Source organism: Collinsella aerofaciens (genome assembly GCF_001404695.1).
GTDB classification, from domain to species: domain Bacteria; phylum Actinomycetota; class Coriobacteriia; order Coriobacteriales; family Coriobacteriaceae; genus Collinsella; species Collinsella aerofaciens_E.
In genome coordinates this window covers 1-17,323 of sequence record NZ_CZAQ01000039.1, presented here as the reverse complement: position 1 = coordinate 17,323, position 17,323 = coordinate 1, and the positions used below count along the sequence as shown (strand labels likewise).

The 17,323-nt window shown below is 60.3% G+C and carries 18 protein-coding genes; all 18 read left to right on the top strand.

Features of this window, described 5'->3' with window-relative positions; translation table 11 throughout:
* The first annotated feature begins 333 nt into the window (after positions 1 to 333).
* The 18 genes from prfA (at position 334) to AQ996_RS08560 (ending at position 17,019) form a co-directional block, all read left to right on the top strand.
* A complete protein-coding gene (gene prfA / locus AQ996_RS08645; protein ID WP_055252487.1) occupies positions 334 to 1,401 on the top strand; it encodes a peptide chain release factor 1 in 1,068 nt (355 codons plus the stop codon).
* Positions 1,402 to 1,990: 589 nt separating this feature from the next.
* Entirely contained in the window at positions 1,991 to 3,265 is a 1,275-nt protein-coding gene (locus tag AQ996_RS08640; RefSeq protein ID WP_055252486.1) for a N5-glutamine methyltransferase family protein, read from the top strand.
* A gap of 75 nt (positions 3,266 to 3,340) precedes the next feature.
* Positions 3,341 to 3,736 (top strand): type II toxin-antitoxin system RelE/ParE family toxin, encoded by a 396-nt coding sequence (locus tag AQ996_RS08635; RefSeq protein ID WP_055252485.1) that lies wholly within the window; start codon positions 3,341 to 3,343, stop codon positions 3,734 to 3,736.
* A complete protein-coding gene (locus AQ996_RS08630) occupies positions 3,723 to 4,025 on the top strand; it encodes a helix-turn-helix domain-containing protein (RefSeq protein WP_055252484.1) in 303 nt (100 codons plus the stop codon). The genes AQ996_RS08635 and AQ996_RS08630 overlap by 14 nt, the downstream gene beginning before the upstream one ends.
* A gap of 146 nt (positions 4,026 to 4,171) precedes the next feature.
* Positions 4,172 to 4,915 carry an L-threonylcarbamoyladenylate synthase gene (locus AQ996_RS08625; protein WP_055252483.1) on the top strand — a complete coding sequence of 248 codons (744 nt, stop codon included), beginning with the start codon at positions 4,172 to 4,174 and terminating at the stop codon, positions 4,913 to 4,915.
* A 13-nt stretch (positions 4,916 to 4,928) separates the two neighbouring features.
* The gene (gene glpK / locus AQ996_RS08620) at positions 4,929 to 6,470 is read left to right on the top strand and encodes a glycerol kinase GlpK (RefSeq protein WP_055252482.1); all 1,542 of its coding nucleotides are present in this window, start codon (positions 4,929 to 4,931) and stop codon (positions 6,468 to 6,470) included.
* 123 nt (positions 6,471 to 6,593) lie between these two features.
* A complete protein-coding gene (upp, locus tag AQ996_RS08615) occupies positions 6,594 to 7,241 on the top strand; it encodes a uracil phosphoribosyltransferase (protein ID WP_040359658.1) in 648 nt (215 codons plus the stop codon).
* A gap of 280 nt (positions 7,242 to 7,521) precedes the next feature.
* On the top strand, positions 7,522 to 7,833 hold the full coding sequence (locus AQ996_RS08610; protein ID WP_035138788.1) for a hypothetical protein: 312 nt from the start codon (positions 7,522 to 7,524) through the stop codon (positions 7,831 to 7,833).
* 3 nt (positions 7,834 to 7,836) lie between these two features.
* On the top strand, positions 7,837 to 8,640 hold the full coding sequence (atpB, locus tag AQ996_RS08605; RefSeq protein WP_022094263.1) for a F0F1 ATP synthase subunit A: 804 nt from the start codon (positions 7,837 to 7,839) through the stop codon (positions 8,638 to 8,640).
* 124 nt (positions 8,641 to 8,764) lie between these two features.
* A complete protein-coding gene (locus tag AQ996_RS08600) occupies positions 8,765 to 8,959 on the top strand; it encodes an ATP synthase subunit C-like protein (protein WP_022094262.1) in 195 nt (64 codons plus the stop codon).
* Positions 8,960 to 8,974: 15 nt separating this feature from the next.
* Complete coding sequence (atpF, locus tag AQ996_RS08595; RefSeq protein WP_006235712.1) at positions 8,975 to 9,577, top strand: F0F1 ATP synthase subunit B; 603 nt, start codon at positions 8,975 to 8,977, stop codon at positions 9,575 to 9,577.
* Positions 9,567 to 10,043 (top strand): F0F1 ATP synthase subunit delta, encoded by a 477-nt coding sequence (locus tag AQ996_RS08590; protein ID WP_006235713.1) that lies wholly within the window; start codon positions 9,567 to 9,569, stop codon positions 10,041 to 10,043. The genes atpF and AQ996_RS08590 overlap by 11 nt, the downstream gene beginning before the upstream one ends.
* Positions 10,043 to 11,641 carry a F0F1 ATP synthase subunit alpha gene (atpA, locus tag AQ996_RS08585; protein ID WP_035138794.1) on the top strand — a complete coding sequence of 533 codons (1,599 nt, stop codon included), beginning with the start codon at positions 10,043 to 10,045 and terminating at the stop codon, positions 11,639 to 11,641. Before AQ996_RS08590 ends, atpA begins: the two co-directional genes overlap by 1 nt.
* A gap of 5 nt (positions 11,642 to 11,646) precedes the next feature.
* On the top strand, positions 11,647 to 12,555 hold the full coding sequence (gene atpG / locus AQ996_RS08580; RefSeq protein WP_006235716.1) for an ATP synthase F1 subunit gamma: 909 nt from the start codon (positions 11,647 to 11,649) through the stop codon (positions 12,553 to 12,555).
* Positions 12,555 to 14,009, top strand: a complete 1,455-nt coding sequence (gene atpD, locus AQ996_RS08575) for a F0F1 ATP synthase subunit beta (protein WP_006235717.1) — start codon at positions 12,555 to 12,557, stop codon at positions 14,007 to 14,009. The genes atpG and atpD overlap by 1 nt, the downstream gene beginning before the upstream one ends.
* 3 nt (positions 14,010 to 14,012) lie before the next feature.
* Positions 14,013 to 14,405 (top strand): ATP synthase F1 subunit epsilon, encoded by a 393-nt coding sequence (atpC, locus tag AQ996_RS08570; RefSeq protein WP_006235718.1) that lies wholly within the window; start codon positions 14,013 to 14,015, stop codon positions 14,403 to 14,405.
* 88 nt (positions 14,406 to 14,493) lie between these two features.
* Positions 14,494 to 15,777 (top strand): UDP-N-acetylglucosamine 1-carboxyvinyltransferase, encoded by a 1,284-nt coding sequence (murA, locus tag AQ996_RS08565; protein WP_055252481.1) that lies wholly within the window; start codon positions 14,494 to 14,496, stop codon positions 15,775 to 15,777.
* A 12-nt stretch (positions 15,778 to 15,789) separates the two neighbouring features.
* Positions 15,790 to 17,019, top strand: coding sequence for an LCP family protein (locus tag AQ996_RS08560; protein WP_055252480.1), 1,230 nt, complete (start codon positions 15,790 to 15,792; stop codon positions 17,017 to 17,019).
* Positions 17,020 to 17,323 lie beyond the last annotated feature (304 nt).

The window sequence follows — 17,323 nt, the reverse complement described above, 5'->3', positions numbered from 1 at the left end:
CGGGCGGGCGCTCAAGGCCGTCGCGAGGAAGCGGCTCAGGGCGATATACGCCGTGATGCGCGACCGGGTGCCCTACCGGGAGTAGCCCCGACGGTTGACAAAACTATAGGAACACCCAACGGCTACGTCCACTCATTCCGTGCGGGTTATATGCAGGTTTGCCTGCGCACGCTATCATGTATGGGTTAGACCGCAACTATGTACCCCATACGCGAAGGGATGCGCATGTATCTGAAGATCGACATGTTCTAGCCGGGCTTACCCCCGCAGTGGCGCCGTGCGCCCCATCAGCTCTGCCGATTTTCACCTTCACGCATATAAAGGAGTCCCGCCATGCGCGACAAGCTCGAAAAGATTATCAAGGCCTACGAGGAGCTCGAGAAGAAGCTTTCCGACCCGGCCGTCGCCTCCGATATCAAGGAGTTCACGCGTCTCAACAAGGAGTACGCGCACCAGTCCGACCTCATCGCTGCCTCGCGCGAGTACATCGGCGCGCTCGATGACATCGAGGCTGCCAAGGAAATGCTCCACGATACGACCGATGCCGATGAGAAGGAGATGCTCCAGATGGACATCTCCGAAAACGAGGCCAAGCTTCCCCAGCTCGAGGAAGACATTAAGTACATGCTCATCCCGAGCGACCCCAACGACGACAAGAACACCATCGTCGAGATTCGCTCCGCCGCCGGTGGCGACGAGGCGGCCATCTTCGCCGGCGACCTGTACAAGATGTACCAGCGCTTCTGCGAGTCGCGCGGCTGGAAGACCACCGTGCTCGATTCCAGCCCCAGCGAGGCCGGCGGCTTTAAGTCCATCGAGTTCAAGGTCGAGGGCGACCGCGTCTACTCCGTCATGAAGTTTGAGTCCGGCGTACACCGCGTCCAGCGCGTTCCCAAGACCGAGTCCCAGGGCCGTATCCAGACCTCCACGGCAACCGTCGCCGTGCTTCCCGAGGCCGAGGAGATCGACGTCCAGATCAACCAGTCAGACCTGCGCATCGATACCTACTGCGCCTCCGGCCCTGGTGGTCAGTGCGTTAACACCACGTATTCCGCCGTGCGCATCACCCACCTGCCCACCAACACCGTGGTGCAGTCGCAGGAGCAGCGTTCCCAGATCCAGAACCGCGAGGTCTGCATGCAGATGCTGCGCGCCCGTCTGTACGAGATGGAGCTCGAGAAGCAGCAGGCAGAGCTCGGTGCCGAGCGCCAAAGCCAGATCGGCCACGGCAACCGTTCCGAGAAGATCCGCACCTACAACCAGCCCCAGGACCGCGTGACCGACCACCGCATCGGTTTCAACTCCACCTACAACGGCGTCCTTCTGGGCGACCAGCTCGGCACCGTGATCGAGGCGCTCGCCGCCGCCGAGCGTGCCGAGAAGCTGGCACAGGCCGTTTAGGTTCCGCCGTTCTACCGAACGGCGGACCGGCCGACGCTGCGCGCCGCCCAGTGCGACAATTTGTCATTCAAAAGGCAAGGCATGACCAGAAGGTCTATGCCTTGCCTTTTTCATGCCAACTTGTTCGCTCTGGACGTCGCTCGCTGGCATTGCCAAAACATCGGCGTTTCCTTGGTTGTCAAATGATCCGTAGGGAGTCATTGGGCACATTGCTTTGAGATGTTATTCAGTCGGCTGTTATGGCATTTGAGCTGCTTACCTGCTTAAGGTAATTGACGGCATAAGTCCGCTATCGAAAATATTGCTCAAAATATCGTTCAAGAAGTCGCGGAGCGATTTTTGATGGGTCGTGCGTCAAGCGATGTGGCAAGTTCTTGGTTAGATATTGGTCAGTTTTGGGGCAACCTTGCCAAAAACTTGACGGATGCAGATTTAGACGTCGACGAATGAACACTTCAGGTGGGCTCCAAGCAAAATTCTGGGCTGATTCTCGATAATCGCTTTCAATCGTCCCTTGCCAGGCGCTGGCCTCGCTTACAATCTGCTCCGACATTCGCGCGCCGCCCGGCGCTTAAGAGGGGAGGGCCCCATGGCAAACGAGATCTGGACCATCAAGCGTTGTCTCGAGTGGACCAAGGAGTACCTGGCCGAGCGCGGCGAGGAGCATCCCCGTCTTTCTGCCGAGTGGCTGCTGTGCGCGGCCACGGGCCTGGCGCGTATCGACTTGTATATGCGCATGGACGAGACGCTTAACGCGGCCCAGCTCGAGACCATGCACGCGGCCGTCGTTCGTCGCGCCAAAGGCGAGCCGCTGCAGTACATCACCGGCAGCACGCAGTTTCGCATGATTGACGTCGCGTGCGCTCCCGGTGTGCTCATTCCGCGCCCCGAAACCGAGATGCTCGTCGAGGAAGTCCTCAATTATCTGGATGCCGAGGTGCTGAGCCCCGAGGCTGCTGCCCGTCAGCGTGTTGAGCTGCCTTGGAACGATGAGGTCGAGGAGGCACGCAAGGCCGAGGCCGCGCTGGCAGACGAACGGGCGACTGCCGAGCGCCGTGCCGCCAACCTCACAGCTGCCGACGAGGCGGCGCTAGGCGGCGATGTGCTGGGCAGTCGCGCTTATGCCGAGGAACTGGCCGATCGCGAGGCCGAGGAAGCCGCCGCGCAGGCGGCAGAAGCCGAAGCGGCAGAAGCAGAGGCCATGGAAACCCCCGAGCCCGAGCTCGACGAATACGGCATCGCCATTGAGGACAACGACCAACAGGCGACTCCCGCGCAAGATGCCGCCGAGGCCAACGTATCTGCCCCAGCCGAGCCCCGCACTGCCCGCGTTCTCGAGGTCGGCTGCGGCACGGGCTGCATTTCGCTCTCCCTTGCCTGGGAGCGCTGCGGCCACGTTACCTGCACTGCTACCGATATCGAGCCGCGCGCCATCGATCTGGCCACCAAAAACCGTGATGCGCTTGGCCTCACGTCCGACGAGGTCGCCTTCAGCCTCACAAACCTGGTGAGTTCCATTCCCCGCGAAGAGTGGGGCACCTTTGATGTGCTCGTCTCCAACCCACCTTACATCCCGACCGACGTCATGCGCTCGCTGCCGCATGAGGTCAAGGACTTTGAGCCCGATCTGGCGCTCGAGGGCGGTGCCGACGGTCTCGATATCTTCCGCCGCCTGCTCAACGCGGCGCCCTACATGCTGCGTGCCGGCGGCCTGTTTGCCTGCGAGCTCTACGAGGGCGCGCTCGACGCCGCGGCCGAGCTCTGTCGTCAAGCAGGCCTTTCGGACGTGCGTATCGTCCACGACCTCACCGATCGCCCCCGCATTGTCCGAGCCATCGTCACCGAGCCCAAGCAGCGTATTTAAGCTCAACAAATAGGCACTTGCGTAAGTTTGCCCTTGCAATATACCGTAAAACTTCTATTATAGAAGGAGAAAGGTATGTCGAATCAGCCGCATCGATACCGTATCGTGCTTGATTACATTGAGCCTTGGCTTGATGAGCAGGATGAAGCTACGCTGAAGCAGATTTATGCGGATCTTTTGGTGCTTGAGAAGGAAGGCCCCAGCCTTGGTCGTCCGCTGGTTGATCGGGTAAAGGGCTCGAAGCTTCATCATTTAAAGGAGCTGAGAGTGACCTCGTGTGGTCGGCAAGTGATTCGCATCCTCTTCGCCTTTGACCCTAAACGTCAGGCGGTATTGCTGTTGGCGGGTGATAAGTCGCGAGCGGGATCGTCAAGGGCAAAATGGAACGGCTGGTATGCGATTAATATTCCAAAGGCCGAGCAACTATACCGTAGCCACGTAAGGAGGCTCGATCGAGGTGGAACTGCATGAGTATATGGAATCCCGCGGGATTACACGCGACTCTATTGCCGCCGAGCAGGAGAGGACTCACGAGCGTGTCGAGGCCTATAAGCTTGCTCAGATTCGCAAGCTAAAAGACCTAACGCAGGCATCGATCGCCCAGTCGATGGGCGTTTCTCAAAAACGCGTATCTGAGCTCGAGCGCGGGGAGTTGGGCTCGATGAGGCTCGACACGCTGAGCAGGTACGCAGAGAGCCTCGGCGGAAAACTGGTTGCAAGCATTGAGTTTCCCGATCGTACCGTTACGCTTGCTCGCTAAAAACCTTCAATAACCCCTCACTTTCACCGACTACTAGAGCCGCTCACCAAACCAACATGCGCTCTGGGCAAATAGGTTGAACGTTTCGTGCGAGAATGCCCCACAGTAAACAAACTTGCACCAGAGCGTAAGGGGCTGGCATACACATGCAGACGGTCTATCGGGTATACGAGGGAGCGCGCGAGCCGCATCGGCTTGCCGTTGAGCACACGGCAGAGGTGCTCGGCCGCGGCGGCCTGGCACTGATCCCGACCGAGACCGTCTACGGCGTCGCCGTGGCAGTCAATGCCTTCTCTGATGACGTCCCCCAAGATACAAGCGAGTCCCCGTCGTGGTCATGCGACCCGCAAGTCACCGTCAACGGCGCCGCAGTCCCTGCGCTCGGCACCGGCTATCGACGTATCTTCACTCTCAAGCAACGTGAACTCACGCAAACTGTGGCTTGGCTGGTCGATGGCGTCGAAGCACTCGACCGCTATGGCGTGGATATCCCGGAAGATGCCCGCGTACTCGCGCGACGATGCTGGCCGGGAGCCCTGACTATCGTGATTAAGGCAGCCCCCTGCGTGCCGACCTTTATGCGTGCCGCCGACGACACGGTGGCTCTTCGCGCGTCGGCCTCGCCTGTGGTGCAGGCGCTCATCCGCGCCTGCGGCAGTCCCCTTGCCTGCACGAGCGCCAACACGCACGGTGCGCCCTCGCCGGCAAGCTTTGCCGCCGTCGAGGGTCGCATCCTGGAGGGGGTCGATGTGGCCGTCGACGCCGGTGAGACTCCGTGTCGCGACGCCTCGACCATCGTGTCGTTCCAGCACGGCGGGCTCCAGATCCTGCGCCAAGGCGCACTTCCCGCATCAGAGATCGAACGGGTCCTGTCCGACCCGATGCAATAGAAAGGTGTAAGCGATGTCGTTGAATCTGGGCAGCCTGGGCATGGAAGATGCCTCGTTTAACTTTGGCGGTTCCTACATCATGGCGCTCGACTGCGGCACCACCTCGGTACTTGCGACCATCGTCGACGAGTACGGATGCATCGTCGCGCAGGCACGTCGCAGCGTCAAAACCAGTTTTCCGCGTCCCGGTTGGGTAGAGCAAGACCCCATGGCGGTCTTTGCCAGTCAAATCGCCGTCATGATGGAAGTCCAGTTTAAGAGCGGTATCCACTCCGACCGCATTGCCGCCATCGGCATCTCCAACCAGCGCGAGACCACGGTGGTCTGGGATCGCGTGAGCGGTCAGCCGATCTATAACGCTATCGTATGGCAGTGCCGCCGTACCGCACCTCTGATCGACGAGCTTGTCGAGCAGGGCGCAGAAGGGCTGGTGCGCTCCCGCACGGGACTCACGCTCGACCCGTATTTCTCGGCCTCCAAGGTGCAGTGGATTCTCGACAACGTCGACGGCGCACGCGAAAGCGCGGCGGCGGGCGACCTCATGTTTGGCACCATCGACACCTGGCTCATCTACAACCTCACCGGCGGCCAGGTCTTTGCCACCGACTACACCAATGCCAGCCGCACGGCACTCTTTAATATCCATACGCTCGATTGGGACGACGACCTGCTGGCACTCTTTGACGTTCCACGTTCCATGATGCCCGAGGTTCGCTGGAGCTCGGGCGACTACGGCCGCGTCGCGAGCGACATCATGACCAACATGCCGCCCATCATGGGCGTGGCGGGTGACCAACAGGCGTCGCTGTTCGGCCACTGCTGTTTCCGTCCCGGCCAGACCAAAAACACCTATGGCACGGGTTGCTTTATGCTCATGAACACCGGCGACGAGATCGTCGAATCCAAGAATGGCCTGGTCTCCACCATCGGTATCGCTGCGGACGGCAAAGTCAGCTATGCGCTCGAGGGCTCTATTTTTGCCGCCGGCTCAACGATGAACTGGCTTCGCAACAACATGGGCATCATCTCGAGCGTGAGCGAGTCGGCACAACTCGCCGCTTCGATTAGCGACAACGAGGGCTGCTACTTCGTTCCGGCCTTTGCGGGTTTGGGTGCTCCCTGGTGGGACCCGCATGCTCGCGGTATCGTGTGCGGTCTGACCGGCGCCTCGAGCCGTGCGACCATCGTACGTGCCGCCTGCGAATCCATGGCATATCAGAGCTACGACGTGCTGCGCGCCATGGAGCAGGACGTGGGGCTTTCGATTGAGCGCCTGTCTGTCGATGGCGGTGCCTCGCGCAACGAGTTCATCATGCAATTCCAGGCCGACCTGCTGGATATCCCCGTGCTGCAATGCGAGACGGTGGAGACCACGGCAATCGGTGCCGCGTACTTGGCGGGTCTTGCCGTCGGCTATTGGGAAGACCTGGAAGAGCTGGAGCAAAATGCCCAGATCGTTAGGACCTTCCTTCCCCACATGTCCGCCGAGCGCCGCGAGCAAAACCTTGCGGGCTGGCGTGATGCAGTCAAGCGCTCGCTCAGTACCGCACAGTAGGGCCGCGATGGGCTGCTCGATACAACAAACCGCTAAACTAATGCATGGCGTGCGGTGGCGACATTGCTGCGCGCCTTGTCAGCAAGGCCGTTTTGCGGCCGCAACGAAAGGGGCAATCAACCCATGACCGTCACCTACGATGCGTCCCGTGTGACGCTTGTCGATCACCCGCTCGTCCAGCACAAGCTGTCGATCCTGCGCGACAAAAACACCGGCACCAACCAGTTCCGTCAGCTCGTGCGCGAACTCGCGCTTTTTGACGGCTACGAGGCCATGCGCGACCTGCCTATGGAAGACGTCGAGGTCGAGACCCCCATCACTACCGCCACGTTCAAACAGCTTGCCGGCAAGAAACTCGCCATCGTGCCCATCCTGCGTGCGGGCCTTGGCATGGTCGACGGCATCCTCGACCTGGTGCCCTCCGCTCGCGTGGGTCACATCGGCATGGAGCGCGACGAGGTCACCCACGAGCCGCACGAGTATTACTGCAAGATGCCCAAGGATATCGACCAGCGCATCTGCCTGGTCGTCGACCCCATGCTTGCCACGGGCGGTTCGGCCGAGATGGCCATCAGCTACCTGCGCGAGCGCGGTGTCAAGGACATCCGCATGCTGTGCATCGTCGCGGCCCCCGAGGGCCTCAAGTCGCTGACCGAGAAGGACCCAGATGTGCATATCTATACCTGCGCCATCGACGACCATCTCAACGAGGCTGCCTACATCGTTCCCGGCCTCGGCGACGCCGGCGACCGCATCTACGGCACGCTCTAGTCGCTGGGCTAAACGGCCGCGGCTGCAAATACGAAGAAACGGTGCGCGCGGACGAACAAAAGGCGACCGCGCGCACTCCTGTTAACGGACGTTTTGCCCTGCAGGGTTCGAGAAAAACGTATTACCGTACCTGCGGCATAAAGAAGGTCTTAAGAAAACGAACAGGTGCGTATTAACCGATGCTTTTTCGGTTGTACTTTAGCGATTGGCTCGTACAATAGTCACCAATGTTTGGCGGGAACTGTTCTGTGAAGCGTTAAAAAGGAAAGTGAGGACGCCAGTGTTTCAGATAGCCGATCTGCTCGCTATCGTTGCAGGCGCCATCGCGGGCGCAATTGCCTTCCTTCCCTTTGTCTTTACGCTCAAGCCGGTTCTTGACGATAAACAGAATGCGGACATGCTCAAGGGTATGGTGAGTCTGGCGGTCTCGGCAATCGCCCTGCTCGTCTTTACCTTGGTTGTGTTTGTGTTGTTCGGAGAGGCATTTCGCATGTTCCTCCTGGGCGAGGCGATCGGCTTCGTGGCCTTTATGGCCGCCTGCGCGGTTCGTGTCGCCAAGGCGCTGCGAGATCCTCATGAGGTCGAAAGGTAAGTCGTGGAAATTTTTGAAAAGCTGCCTGATGAGATTAATCATCTGGTCAGCGAGTTCAGCTCCACCCCTGTCGTGGGCGATCTGAGCTGCGGCATCACGCAGTACTCGTTTTGGCTGATCGTCTCCACGATCGTGCTCCTGATCGTCCTGGCCGTGTTCAAGAAGAAGCAGACCCTGGTTCCCAAGGGCTTCTTCGTCAACGGTTTCGAGTACATCATCGAGTACGTCGAGAACGATATCGGCAAGGGTGTCGTGGGTGAGAACTGGAAGAAGCACTTCCCGTTCCTGTGCTCGCTTTTCCTGTTCATCCTGATCAATAACATGATCGGCCTGATCCCGGGAATGAAGCCCGGCACCGGCGCAATCGGCTCCACCGCCGCACTCGCCATTTTCGCCTTCGTGTACTTCATCTACTACGGATGCAAGGCTCACGGCGTGATCGGCTACATCAAGAGCCTCGCCCCGCAGGGCGTGAGCTTCCCGATGAACGTGCTCGTGTGGGTCGTCGAGCTTTTCTCGACCTTCCTGCGCCTCATCACGCTCGCCGTCCGTCTGTTCTGCAACATGTTCGCAGGACACGTGGTCATGGGCTCGTTCGCCATCATGGCGAGCATGTTCATGCAGCCGCTGCTTCAGCAGGTTTCCGCGGCCCACGCCGTTGGCGCCCTGCCTTCGCTGGCCTGGCTTGCCATCCTCATCCTGATCTATGCGATCGAGCTTGTGGTCGGCGCCATCCAGGCTTACGTCTTCACGGTCCTTACCGCCGTGTATGTCTCCGAGGCAGAGGAGGTCGCGGAGGAGGAGTAGTCTTCCGTTCGCGCCTTAAAGGTAAGGTAATTCGTTAAACCGCCGGTGCCCGTACCCATGGAGCCCGGCAGTTATAAAAAGGTTATCCTGCGTGAAATAAGACACGCACGACAAAGGAGGAATCGTGGGAGTTATCGGTTACGGTCTCGGTGTTATCGGCGCTGGTCTTGCTATCGGCCTGTCTGCTCTGGGTGCTACGGGTGCTATGGCCCGTCAGCCTGAGGTCCAGGGCCGCGTGTTCACCGTCTTCATTATGGGCTCCGCCTTCGGCGAGGCTCTGGCTCTGATCGGCTTCGTTGTCGCGCTGATCGTTAAATAGCACGGAGCGTCAAGTATGAATCTTTCATCCCAGAAGAGCGCGATCGCACTCTCCGCGTCCGCGGCCGCGCTGCTCATGCCGGTTTCCGCGTTCGCCGAGGACGGCGCTGCCGGTGCGGACATCCTCATCCCTAAGATGGCGGAGTTCATCCCGGCGCTTATCGCCTTCCTGATTATCTGGATCGTGCTGGCCAAGGTCGCCCTGCCGGGCATCATGAAAACCATGGAGGAGCGCGGCAAGAAGATCGAGGAGAGCCTCGACGAGGCCGAGAAGACCAAGCAGGAGGCTATCGCCAAGCGCGCTGAGTCCGACTCGATCGTCACCGACGCCCGTCGTCAGGCTGCCGACATCGTTCTCGAGGCCCGTAAGGACGCCGAGTCCGAGCGCGCCCGTATCATCGAGGCTGCTCACAAGGAGGCCGAGGAGATCATCGCCAAGGCCCATACGACCGTCGAGGACGAGCGCAAGTCCATTTACGCCGGTGCCGCGAGCTCCATCGCCGACCTGTCCGTTGCCGTCGCCACCAAGATCGTGGGCGAGGCACTCGAGGACGATGCCGAGCAGAAGAAGCTCATCGAGCGCTACATCCAGGAAGCAGGTAGCCTGAATGCCGACTAGCCGCTATCAGGACAAGGTGCTCGAGACCTACGCGCGCTCCCTTCTGGAAGCCGCTAAGGCCGAGAACCATGTGTTCGAGGACCTCGAGATGATCGAGCGCTTGGCTTCTGCCAGCCCCGAGATCATCGCCGTGCTCGACACCATGTCCAAGCGCGACCAGCTCGACCTTCTTCCCAAGGTGGCAGCTGCCTTTAAGTATGTTGCCGAGGAAGACGAGGATGTAGTGGGCGTGACCGTCACCACGGCGATCCCGCTCGACGACGAGCTGCGTCAAACCATCACTAAGAAATGCGAGCAGGACTTCGGCCGCAAGGTATTCCTTATCGAGCAGGTTGACCCGTCTATCGTGGGCGGCCTGGTGCTCGAGGCCCGCGGCGAGCGTCGTGACATTTCCGTCAAGACGCAGCTGCGCATCGCGCAGGAGACCCTCGCAAACTCTGCTAATTCGTACGGAGGTGAAGCCTAATGTCCGAAACCCTCAATGCCCAGGATATCGCCAAGAAACTGCAGGAGCAGCTCACGAGCCTCTCCGCGACGGTCGATACGCATGAGGTTTCAACGGTCGACGAGGTAGGCGACGGCATCGCGCGCGTCTCCGGCCTCAAGAGCGCCATGGCAGGCGAGCTTCTGGAGTTCAAGAGCTCCGATACCGGTGAGACCGTCTTCGGCCTTGCCCAGAACCTTGACCGTGACGAGGTCGGCGCCGTTCTGTTCGGTGCCGTCGACTCCATCAAGGAAGGCGACGAGTGCCGCACCACTGGCCGCATTATGGATATCCCCGTGAGCCGTGCCATGCTCGGCCGCGTCGTCAATCCGCTCGGCCAGCCCATCGACGGCCTGGGCGACATCGTCGCCACGCACCGTCGCCCCATCGAGTTCAAGGCTCCCGGCGTCATCGATCGTACCCCGGTGTGCGAGCCGGTTCAGACCGGTCTGCTCGCTATCGACTCCATGGTGCCTATTGGCCGCGGTCAGCGTGAGCTCATCATCGGCGACCGTAAGACCGGTAAGACCGCCATCGCCATCGACGCTATCCTCAACCAGCGCGGCAAGGGCATGGTCTGCATCTATGTCGCCATCGGCCAGAAGGCCTCCACGGTTGCCAACATCCGCGAGACCCTCGCTCAGCACGGTGCGCTCGACTACACCATCATCGTTTCGGCCACCGCTGCCGATTCCGCCCCTATGCAGTACATCGCGCCTATGGCCGGTGCCGCTATCGGCGAGTTCTTCATGTACAACGGCGAGGACGGCAAGCCCGCCAGCGAGACCAACCCCGGCGGCCACGTGCTCGTCATCTACGACGACCTGTCCAAGCAGGCTGTGGCCTACCGTCAGATGTCGCTGACGCTGCATCGTCCGCCCGGACGCGAGGCCTATCCTGGCGACATCTTCTACCTGCACTCTCGTCTGCTCGAGCGTGCCGTCAAGATGTCCAAGAAGAACGGTTACGGCTCCATGACGGCACTGCCGATCATCGAGACCCAGGACGGCGACGTCTCGGCCTACATTCCGACCAACGTCATTTCCATTACCGATGGTCAGATCTACCTGCAGTCCGAGCTCTTCTTCCAGGGTCAGCGCCCGGCAGTCGACGTGGGCATCTCCGTGTCCCGCGTCGGTGGCGATGCGCAGACCAAGGCTATGAAGCAGGTTGCCGGCAACCTTCGCCTGGACCTCGCTTCGTACCAGGAGCTCGCTGGCTTTACGCAGTTCGGCTCCGACCTCGACGAGGCTACTCAGAAGCAGCTGACCCATGGTGCTCGCATGACCGAGCTCCTGAAGCAGCCGCGTTACAAGCCGTTTGAGGTTGGCGAGCAGATCGTTACGCTGTTCGCTGGCAACGAGGGCTTCCTGGATGACCTGGAGATCGCCGACGTGCTGCCCTTCCGTGCCGAGCTCATCGAGTACATGGACAATGGCTTTGGTTCGCTGCTCGACAAGGTTCGCGCCAAGAAGATCGATGATGACACCAAGGCTGAGCTCTTGCGCGTCATCGGCGACTTCAAGCAGCAGTTCATGGCCAAGCACCATTCGGATGTTTCTGGATCAGAGGAGAACTAAGCCCCATGGCCAACCTTCGCGACATTAAGAAGCGAATCTCCTCGGTTACCACGACCAAGCAGATCACGCGCACGATGGAGATGGTCTCTACGGCCAAGATCCGTCGTGCCCTCGATCGCTCCAAGCAGGCCGAGCCCTATAAGGAGGCGCTGACCGACGTCATGTTGACGGTCGCCGGCGACGCCTCCTGTTCGGGCACCGATCCCATGCTGCAGAAGCATGAGAGCGTCAAGCATGGCCTGATTGTCGTTATTGCCTCGGACCGCGGCCTTGCCGGCGGTTTCAATACGACGGTGGAGCGCACGGCCGAAAAGCTCGCCGCTTCTTGGGCGAACGACGGCATCGAGTGCGAGATCATCGCGTGCGGGCGTAAGCCGGCCACGTATTTCCGTGACCGCGCAAACGTCGTCATGCACTTTGAGGGCAACTCCTCTGAGCCCGATTTCAATCAGGCCCGCATGATCTCCTCTCATATCTGCGATGCGTATCGTGCCGGTGAGCTTGACCGTGTCGAGCTTGTCTACCACCACGCCAAGAACCGCGTGGATCAGGAGCTTCGCGTCGAGCATCTGTTGCCGCTCGACCCCGAGATGATCGCTATGGCCCACGGTCCGCGTAAGAACGAGACCGACGCCCCTAAGCGCATCTCGTCCACGTTCGAGTTCGTGCCCTCTCCCGAGCATGTTCTCGGCAAGCTTGTGCCGTCTTATATCCTGACGGTCATCTACCAGGCCCTGATCGATTCGGCGGCTGCCGAGCAGGGTGCACGCCGCAAGGCCATGCACTCCGCGACGGAAAACGCCACCGCGATCATCTCGACCCTTACCCGCACGTATAGTCGCGTGCGCCAGGCTTCGATCACGACCGAGATTAACGAGATCGTCGGCGGAGCCTCAGCATTGGAGGAACAGTAATGGCTAATAACACCGTAAAGCTTGCGGTCGAGGAAGCCACCAAGAAGACGACTGCCGGTGATGGTCGCATCGTGCGAATCATCGGCCCTGTCGTCGACGTCAAGTTTGACGGCGCGGTGCCCCCGATCTACAACGCGCTCACGGTCGAGGCCGAGACCCCGATCGGTCATCTGAGCACGATCCTCGAGGTCGAGAGCCAGCTTCCGGGCGGCGTCGTCCGCACGGTCGCCATGTCCTCGACCGACGGCCTGCAGCGCGGCCTCATCGCCACCGATACCGGTGAGCCCATGAAGATGCCCGTTGGTCCCAAGACGCTCGGTCGCATTTGGAACGTCATGGGCAAGCCCGTCGACGGCAAGCCCATGCCCGAGGTGGAGGAGTTCTACCCCATCCACCATGCAGCGCCCCGCTTTGACGAGCTCACCACCAAGACCGAGATCTTCGAGACCGGCATCAAGGCCGTCGACCTGCTCGAGCCCTACATCCGTGGCGGCAAGACCGGCCTGTTCGGCGGCGCCGGCGTCGGCAAGACCGTTCTGATTCAGGAGCTCATCAACAACCTCGCCCAGGAGCACGGCGGCACCTCGGTGTTCACCGGCGTCGGCGAGCGTACCCGCGAGGGCACCGACCTGTTCCTCGAGATGAGCGAGTCTGGCGTTATCGACAAGACCTGCTTGGTCTATGGTCAGATGAACGAGCCGCCCGGAGCGCGTCTGCGCATCGGTCTGGCCGGCCTTACCACCGCTGAGTACTTCCGCGATCGCGGCCAGGACGTTCTGCTGTTCATCGACAACATCTTCCGCTTCTCCCAGGCAGGTTCCGAGGTTTCCGCACTGCTGGGCCGTATGCCGTCCGCCGTTGGTTACCAGCCCACGCTGGCAACCGAGATGGGCGACCTCCAGGAGCGCATTACCTCGACCAAGACGGGCTCCATTACCTCCGTCCAGGCTGTCTACGTCCCCGCAGACGACCTGACCGACCCGGCGCCTGCCACGACGTTTACGCACCTCGACGCCACCACGGTTCTTTCGCGTAGCATTTCGTCGCTTGGCCTGTTCCCGGCTATCGACCCGCTCGCATCTTCCTCCGACGCTCTCGATCCCTCGATCGTCGGCGAGGAGCACTACCGTGTCGCCGTCAAGGTCCAGGAGCTCCTGCAGGAGTACTCCGACCTTCAGGACATCATCGCCATTCTGGGTATGGACGAGCTGTCCGAGGAGCAGCGCCTTACGGTCAACCGTGCCCGTAAGATTCAGCAGTTCCTCTCGCAGTCCTTCCACGTCGCCGAGAAGTTCACCGGCAACCCCGGTGTCTACGTCCGCGTCGAGGATACCGTCCGCTCTTTCGCCGAGATTGTCGACGGCAAGGCCGATGACCTGCCCGAGCAGGCTTTCCGCTATGCTTCCACGATTGAAGACGTGCGCGAGCGCGCCCGCAAGATGGGGGAGAAGTAGGTTATGCGTATCCGCATCGTGTGCCCCGTGAGCTGCGCCTATGAGGGCGACGCTGCGTTTGTGTCGATTCCGTCCACGGATGGCGAGTTTGGCGTCCTGCCTGCTCACTCCAGCGAGATCTGCACGATCGACCGCGGTTACGTTCGCGTTTCCGATAAGGCCATGGGCACTGTCGACCACACGTTTGCCGTGGCCGGCGGCTATGCCCAGGTTGCGGACGATGTCGTGACCGTTCTCGCCGAGCGCGCTTGCGATTTGGCGACCGTCGATGCCGACAAGCTTAAAGCTGATATTCAAGGTTTTGAAGAGAAGCTGGGTAATTTGTCGGAGGATGATGCACGCCGCGCCTACCTCTATAATGAAATCGCATGGTGTAAGCTCAAGCTTGCCCAATAGTCAAACGATTTAGCGTTCGACCATTTGCGAACACATCATGCCCGGGATGGCCCAGCCACCCCGGGCATGCTTTTTGAAAGGGTAGACCTTGGATATTATCCGCGTTGAGGGTGGCCACGCCATCGGAGGCTCCGTGCCCGTCTCGGGCGCCAAGAACTCCGCGCTCAAACTCATGGCGGCAACGCTTCTGGCGCCGGGCAAGACGACGCTGCAGAACGTGCCCGATATTTCCGATGTCCACGTGATGGGCAAGGTGCTCAAGGGCATGGGCGCTACGATCGATGTTCTCGACGAGCACACGCTCGAGATTGATACCTCTCAGGTCGATTCATGGGAGGCCCCCTACGAGCTCGTTGCCAAGATGCGCGCTTCCACCGCCGTCATGGGGCCCCTGCTGGGCCGCTTCCATCGCGCCAAAATTGCCATGCCGGGCGGCTGCAACCTGGGTGCTCGTAAGATCGATATGCACATTCTTGGTCTTGAGGCCCTGGGCGTTGAGTTCGATACCGCCTACGGTTACATCAACGCTAATGCGCCCCAAGGTCTGCGCGGTACCACCGTCACGCTCGAGTTCGCCAGCGTCGGTGCGACCGAGAATCTCATCATGGCCTCTGTGCGCGCACAGGGCACCACGGTTATCGACAATGCCGCCCGCGAGCCCGAGATCGTCGATCTCGCCAACATGCTCAACGAGATGGGCGCCAAGATTGTTGGCGCCGGTACGCCCGTCGTGACTATCGAAGGCGTGGAAGAGCTCCATCCCGTTATCCATCGCGTGGTGGGCGACCGCATCGAGGCCGGTACCTTTATCGTCGCCGGTGCGTTGATGGCGGACGATCGCGGTGTCGATGTCACGGGCTTTTGCCCCATTCATTTGGGCATGGTGCTCAAGAAGATGGAGCTCATGGGTATCGACTGCGAGCGCGTCGAGGATGGCGTCCATGTGAACCGTGCCGAGCGTATCAAGCCGGTCGACATCCAGACGCTTCCGTTCCCCGGTTTCCCGACCGACATGCAGGCGCAGATTATGGTGCTCTCCGCCCTTGCCGACGGCAGTTCCGTTATTACCGAGAACATCTTCGAGAATCGCTTTATGTTTGCCTCTGAGCTGGTGCGCATGGGTGCCGACATTCGTATCGAGAGCCATCATGCCATGATTCATGGCGTCAAGGGCTTCTCGGGTGCACAGGTTACCTCGCCCGATTTGCGCGGCGGAGCGGCCCTCGTCGTAGCGGGCTTGATCGCCGACGGGACGACCGAGGTTTCGGCTATCCATCACATCAAGCGCGGCTACGAGCAGTTTGTCGAAAAGCTGCAGGCGCTCGGCGCGCATGTCGAGCATGCTACCGTCCCCGATCCCGTCATCTACTAATACAGGTTGCCTATGTTTAATAAAAAGCCCCTCGCGGATACCACCACCCGAAGACCCTCAACTGGTGCGCAGGCCAAGATCTACAGTCGCGATAACGTGGCTCGCTATTCCGAGCGCGCTCGTCAACGCCGCCGTAGCCACACGATTCGTCACGTCGCGCTCATTGTCGTGCTTGGCGTGCTGCTGAGTGCCACTACCGCTGCCGGCCTGTGGTTTGCCACCATTATGGGCAAGCTCGGCGATTCTAATGTCATTACTGACAATCTGCGTCGGGTTCTGGTTGACACCGATGAGGCAAAGGATCCGTTCTACGTGCTGCTTCTTGGCACCGACGGCCGTCCGGGCGAGGATACGTATCGTGCCGACTCGATTATCCTGGCACGCATCGACCCCACGCAAAAGCAGGCGACGCTCATTTCCGTTCCGCGCGACACCAAGGTCGAGTACAAGGGCGAGACCATGAAGATCAACGCCTGCCATACCGTTGGCGGCGCCGAGGCCATGGTCGAGGCGGTCAACGAGCTGTGCGGTGTTCAGATTTCCCACTATGCCGAGGTCAGCTTCGACGGTATGCAGGCGCTGATTGATTCGGTTGGCGGTATCGACATTAACGCAACCGATGATGTTGACGACCCCGAGCACCTGGATATTAAGATTACCGCTGGCCAGCAGCATATGGACGGTGCCACCGCCCTTACCTATGCCCGCTGCCGCTACACCTATGCCGACGGCGATTACACGCGCATGCGCCACCAGCGTCAGGTGCTTGGCGCCCTTGCCAACCAGATTCTCAATAACTTCGATGCCACGAAGATCTTTGGCCTGGTTAATTCGCTGTCCGATATGCTTGTAACCGATATGAGCGTTCAGGATATCGTGGCTACGGTCAACGCCATGCGCGGTATGGATGTCGACGGTATCTACTCGGCCAACCTGCCCTCGTACGCCGACGACAGCACCATGATCGACGGTGTGAGCTACGTCTTTGTCTACGAGGACGAGCTCAAGGAAATGATGGAGCGCGTCGATGCCGGCAAGGATCCCAAGGGTCCCAACACCATGGGTCTTTCCGACGGTTCCAGCTCTACGATCGGTGACCTCAGCAACAACACGTCTGACGACTACGCAAACGGTACCGCAACCTCATCGGTCAGCTCTGACGATTCCGACGATTCGAGCGACAGTTCCGATTACTACGAAGAGCCCACCGGCGACGGCAACGGCTACGAGGCCAATTATTAGGGTTACGCGGGCTTACCAGCCCGCGTAACCAGTTGACGCTGCAAACCCGCCAGAGCGGCAATCTGCCTTTCAACTTCGGCGGCATGATCAAAAGATCAATGCCGCCTCGTTTCAAGGCACCTTGCTCGCTCTGGCGGGTTTTCGCTGTCGTTGCCAAAACATCGGCGTTGCCTTGGTCCGGACTAGTCGTTGGGTAGTCATTGGGTGTTCCTATAGTTTTGTCAACCGTCGGGGCTACTCCCGGTAGGGCACCCGGTCGCGCATCACGGCGTATATCGCCCTGAGCCGCTTCCTCGCGACGGCC